Origin of the sequence: Palleronia aestuarii, assembly GCF_003253995.1 — a bacterium.
Taxonomy (GTDB): domain Bacteria; phylum Pseudomonadota; class Alphaproteobacteria; order Rhodobacterales; family Rhodobacteraceae; genus Palleronia; species Palleronia aestuarii.
This window is the reverse complement of record NZ_QKZL01000062.1, coordinates 1-5,257: the sequence shown is the minus strand read 5'-3', so window position 1 is coordinate 5,257 and position 5,257 is coordinate 1. Positions and strand designations below refer to the sequence as shown.

Below are 5,257 nucleotides of genomic sequence, written 5' to 3'. Positions count from 1 at the left end.
GCCGATTGCCGGACGATCATGATCGACACGACCCATCTGAAGGCGCACCGGACGGCCTCAAGCCTGCGCCTTCAAAAAGGGGGGCGTGGCCGCCTGATCGGCAGGAGTTCGAGGATCAGGAGACGATCCGGTGGATCGTTTCCCCGAGGACGGCGGGATGAATACCAAGCTCCATGCCGTCACCGACCGCGAGGGTCGCCTTGTCCGCCTCTTTGTGACCGCCGGCCAGGTCAGCGACTACAAGGGCGCGCTCGTGCTCCAGAGCGGCTTTCCGCAAGCGAACTGGCTTCTCGCCGACCGCGGCTGCGACGCCGACTGGTTCCGTAACTCTCTGTCGGGGAGCAGAATTCGGGCCTGCATTCCGCCGCGCAAGTCGCGCACGATCCCGACCAAATACGACAAACGCAGATACTGGCGCCGACATCGTATCGAGATCATGTTCGGCCGCATCAAGGATTGGCGCCGTGTGGCCACGCGCTACGACCGATGCCCCGAGGTCTTCCTCTCGGCCATCGCGCTCGCCGCCACCGTCATCTAATGGCTATGAGGCCTGAGCCTAGCCAAGGAAAGGTAGCGCCGAGACCGACGGCCCTGCCCAGTAACGCATCCAAACAGAGAATGTCAGGAACGATGCCTCTTACGCGACAAGCTGCCGTTTACTGGCCGACATGGAAAGCATGGCGAACCGACCTTGCCCGCTTCTACAGTGCAGAATGAGTACCACAGCCACTGCAGTACAAAGCGGATGACTGTGATCTTCCGCAAGGCCATCGGACAGTCCAGCGGCGTTACCGCTCCGCACCGGCATAGGGTGCTCGGAGTTGCCAGTGAATTCCCTCGGGCCGAAAAACTAAGTCGGCCTCACCATCGAGTTCCAGGGCAACGATAACGGTAAGAAGCTTGGTGCCGAACCCCGTCCGGGTCGAATCTTTCGGCGCGGGGCCCCTCTCCTCGATCCAGTCGACGACGAGGTGGGGCGTTTCACCTTCCAATGCCCATCGCACGGACACGATGCCATCATCCGCAGAGAGCGCTCCGTACTTGACCGAGTTCGTGGCAAGTTCGTTGAATGCCATCGCCAAAGCGAGCCCACCATGCGGCAGGAGGGAAAGCTCCGGGCCTTCGGTTTGAACGTTCGACTTCACCGAAGGCAAGAACGGCGCGAGCGCGTTCTCCAACAAAGATCCGATTGTCGCAGGTAGATTGTTCTTGCCGTTCAGCATGTCGTGCGCCGTGACGAGTGCCCGCGTCCGCGCCTCGAACTTTGCGCTGAAGCCCTCCGCATCGATCGTTTCCCGTCGGGTCAGGCTGAGAAGGCTGAGGATCTTTCCGAGGAGATTCTTCACGCGGTGGTCGAGTTCAGCCAGGAGAAACTCGAGGTGCTTTTCCTTACGCTTCAAGGTTTCGAGGTGATCGGCCACTTGGTATTGCCGTTGCCGCGACATGATGAGGGTCTGCACCGTGGACCGGAGCGTTTCAGGATGAGTCGGCCGTTGGAGCACGACCAGCTCCGAGCGGTAAGCTCTCATGCCCAAGCCCCGTAGAGCCGGTGGAAGACGGGAGGCGTCGGCGACCAGAGCGAGAATGGGCAGGGCCGCCCAGATCGGCTGAGCTTGGAGATGCCGAAGAAAAACCTGCTCTTGATGGGGGCCAAGCGCTTCTTCCGTGACCACCAACGCGGCGCAGGAGGGACCGAGTTGCTCGTCGAGACCGGAGCAATCCGTGACCTTGACGACTTCGATATCTTCGCCGGCCACGATCTGCGCCAGTGTATCGGCGTCTTTCCCGTAGGGCGCGTAGATCACGACGCGCTGCATATGGTTGGTCAGGTCGTTTTCGATGGGGCCCGTTCCTGCAACGCCCACGGTGTCAGACCACGGCGAGATGGGGCGGCACTCCCGTTCGTGAAGGGACGACGTCCACGTTCCGATCCCCTATGACAAGTTCACGTACGCTCTGTTCGTGGTCCCCGTGTCGTTTTTTGACGACGGTGATCGTTCTACGAAGGTCGCCACCCATATCCTCGTTCCTCAGGAGGAGCGCACTATCCGCGAGATAGCTTGTATCAACTCCAGATTGATTACCATCATCGAGAAGACCGTTATGCGTTAGCGTCACGAAGGTCAGGACATTGCGTCGCGACAGGTAGGTCAAAAGGGAATGCAGCTGAACAATGAGGTCCGTGCCGCTCGGATGCGCCCCGAGAAACCCGCTGAGGCTGTCTATTGCAACCACCTGCACGCCGTTCCGTTCCACCGTCTCGACGACGATCTGCATGAACTCTCCGGGAGACATCTCCGCGGGATCGAAATGGCGCAGGATGAGGGACCCCGCCTCTTCCATCTCCTGCAGATCGAAGCCGAGATCCTGGGATCGTCGGCGAAAGATTGCCGTACGTTCCTCGAATAGGAACATCGCGGCAGTCCGGCCGGCACGCGCGGCTGCAGAAGCATATGCCGTGCAAACCGTCGATTTTCCGGTTCCGGAGTGGCCCGCGACAAGACACGTCGTCCCCAGCGCCAAGCCGCCGCCCATCATGTGATCGAGCCCATCGATGCCGCAGACGACTACTTCGTCGGTCAGCATATCGGTCGCATCTTTCGGGACGACCCTCGGAAACACCGTGAGACCGCCCTTGCGGATCGTCAGATTGTGGTATCCCTCGACGAAGGGCTGGCCACGGACCTTGCCGACATGCAGGCGGCGGATGCTGGCGCCGTATCCCGGGATTTCCTGCTCCAGCAGAATTGCCCCGTTCACCAGGCCCTCGAGCTGACGGTCGCCGATCGTGTCGTCGATATAGTCGAGAACGAGCGCGGTGGCGCCAAGACGAGCCACGTTCTCACGCAGGAGGAGCAGTTGCCGACGATAGGACAAGGGATCGTGCGCAAGCAACCGCACTTCGAAGAGGGAATCGATGACCACCCTCTGCGCCCCGGAATTGACAACCAACGCCTGAAGGGCAGTTGCCGCCGATGATAATTCGGTGTCGGCAGTCTCGATCACTGTCTGGCGATCTTCTGCTGCCTGCGCGAAACCCACCGCCGAAATTTCTTCCGTCCGAATCCCGGAGAGATCGAAATCGTGGGATTTGGCGATGCGTTCAAGGTCCCGCCGATCCTGCGAGAGACTTATGAACAGCGTCTCCTCGCCGAGGCGTCGACCTTCGAGCAGGAACTGCAATCCAAGCGTAGTCTTCCCGGTGCCGGGTGCCCCACCCACGAAGTAGAGGCCACGCGGTGGTAGCCCGCCCTTGAGAACGGTGTCCAGTCCCGGGACCCCGGTCGCCAAGAGGCGTGCATCGTCTCGGTCTGGCATGACGCATTCCAAATTCTTGGGAAACGAATTTATGTATAATGCGTAAAATGTTTCAATTACAAGTGAAATAATACGTTAACTGCAGTATTGTTTGTGAATTGCAGCATCTTTAAGATACGAAAATACACAACGGTGAGTTCATGGACGGCGTGAGAGAAGTACAAACGGTCACGGCTGCCGAGGCGACGCGCAACTTCGGTCGCGTCCAGGAGATGGTCATCCGGTCACCGGTGATCGTCACTCACCACGGCCGGGCCAAGCTGGCCATTCTCGGCGTCGAGGAATTCGAGCGGCTCGGTGATGCGCCGAAGCCGGAGGTCGATCCGAGCCAGCGCCGCAAGCTCCTTCTGATACTCGACAGCATTTCGGAGGGCTACATCTCGCTGGATTCGGAATGGCGCTACGTCACCGTAAACCGCGCCGCCGAACTCTTCCTCGGGCAGCCACGGGAAGACCTGATCGGTCGCGTCATGACCGAAGCCGTGCCAAGGATTCGGGGGACCCTCGCGGAAGCCCAGTTGCGCCGCGCGATGTACCACGGCGAGGACGTATCGTTCGGATGGGATTCGGTCCTGCACGAAGGCCGGCGCCTTCACATGAGGGCTTTTCCGCTCCCGCTACCGACCGGCGGGATCGGCATCCTCTTCGCCAACACCGGTGAGCGGGAAAGGCTGGAGGGTCAGGAGCGTCTGCAGCACGCCGCCCTGCGGTCGATCATGCGGGAACTACCCGGCTGGGCAATGTACGCCTACGACGCGAACGGAGAGATCCTGGATTGGCCGGAAAGTGCGGCGACCCTGATTGGCTGGAGCGACGGTGGAAAGCCCGGTTTTTCAATCGAACGGCTCTACCCGGACGCTTGTGTTGCGGCAGGTCGCCCATGGAGCGAAATGGCGAAGGCTCGCCGGGACGGCCGCTACGAAGACGATGCCGTGATCGTGCATCAGGATGGACACGAACTCCCGTGCCGCAGCATCGTGCTGGCACCGGCAGATTGCGCCGGAAGATTCATTCGAATTGTAAAGCCGAGCAAGCACAGCGACCGGTAGATTACCTGCACCGCGATGCCCGCGACGAGCAGGAAAAGTCGCTACGATACCGATCTCCATGCGGCATGTGGGGCAGCATCGATAAGATCTACCAAACATCGCCGGTGCGTTCGAGAAGTACATTTCTGCCGAAATGGCACAAAGCCTCAAACGTTTATCGAAATTAGAATTTTTTACAGCTATTATTGCAAAGCCCAGAACCACTGCGATCCCGAGGTAAAAGTGCAAGGCCTAATGCGCCCGTAAATCAGCAGCATCGTCCATCACCAAATACGGCAGCCCCGATGTCCATTCCCGTTTATGCGATCCATCCTGACCGCCGCTGGTTCGTCAATAGCTTGGCCTTTCCACACCCCGTTCCGACCTCTTCCGATTTTAAAGCGGTTCGCGTATAATTATAAAAATTTTGCGCTCACGGCGTGGTCACGGCTACGGGGTGCTTGCGCTCCTGAAATTGCTGCAGAACTCCCGGCTACTCTGAAGGCGCCCCTCGCAGAGGACGCCGGCATCCGGTTATCGGCTGGAGGCATCGATACGCCAGAGGCCTTGTTGCAGAAAGCCTGCGTGGGATTCACATCGTGAGTCCAGCGACATAGCTGTCCGGCATGTCCAAGCCTGCGCCCACCCGTTGCCGCACCCTGAACGGGTCGAGTTACAACGCGTCGCTGCGTGAGCGCGGGTCTCTGACGGTCTGGTTCGACCCGGGCATGGCTTGGCACGCGGCGCCTTCGGGCAAGCAGGGGCGGCAGCAAACCTTCTCGGACGCGGCGATCCAAGCGTGCCTGACCATCAAGGTGCTGTTCGGCCTGCCGCTTCGCCAGACAACGGGCTTCGTGGCGAGCCTGTTGAAGCTCATGGGGCTCGACTGGTCGGTGCCGGACTACTCGACG

At 60.1% G+C, this 5,257-nt stretch carries 4 protein-coding genes and 1 pseudogene; 3 read left to right on the top strand and 2 right to left on the bottom strand.

Annotation, left to right across the window (positions count from 1 at the left end):
* A pseudogene (locus tag LX81_RS21550) lies at positions 1-538 on the top strand (IS5 family transposase); the annotation flags it as partial.
* Between the two features lie 250 nt (positions 539-788).
* Here LX81_RS21550 and LX81_RS21545 read toward each other — a convergent pair.
* Together LX81_RS21545 and LX81_RS21540 are read right to left on the bottom strand one after the other, a co-directional pair.
* Positions 789-1,865 (bottom strand): sensor histidine kinase, encoded by a 1,077-nt coding sequence (locus LX81_RS21545; protein WP_146259527.1) that lies wholly within the window; start codon positions 1,863-1,865, stop codon positions 789-791.
* Positions 1,866-1,869: 4 nt separating this feature from the next.
* The gene (locus LX81_RS21540; RefSeq protein ID WP_111539287.1) at positions 1,870-3,318 is read right to left on the bottom strand and encodes an ATPase domain-containing protein; all 1,449 of its coding nucleotides are present in this window, start codon (positions 3,316-3,318) and stop codon (positions 1,870-1,872) included.
* Between the two features lie 140 nt (positions 3,319-3,458).
* Here LX81_RS21540 and LX81_RS21535 point away from each other — a divergent pair, with 140 nt between their 5' ends.
* Both LX81_RS21535 and LX81_RS21530 read left to right on the top strand, forming a co-directional pair.
* Positions 3,459-4,367, top strand: a complete 909-nt coding sequence (locus LX81_RS21535) for a PAS domain-containing protein (RefSeq protein WP_111539286.1) — start codon at positions 3,459-3,461, stop codon at positions 4,365-4,367.
* Positions 4,368-4,972: 605 nt separating this feature from the next.
* On the top strand, positions 4,973-5,257 hold a 285-nt coding region (locus LX81_RS21530; RefSeq protein ID WP_211322737.1), incomplete at its 3' end, for a transposase.

Excerpts from the sequence above, each read along its gene's own strand:
- LX81_RS21540 (WP_111539287.1), bottom strand. The coding sequence starts at position 3,318 with ATGCCAGACCGAGACGATGCACGCCTCTTGGCGACCGGGGTCCCGGGA.
- LX81_RS21535 (WP_111539286.1), top strand. The coding sequence starts at position 3,459 with ATGGACGGCGTGAGAGAAGTACAAACGGTCACGGCTGCCGAGGCGACG.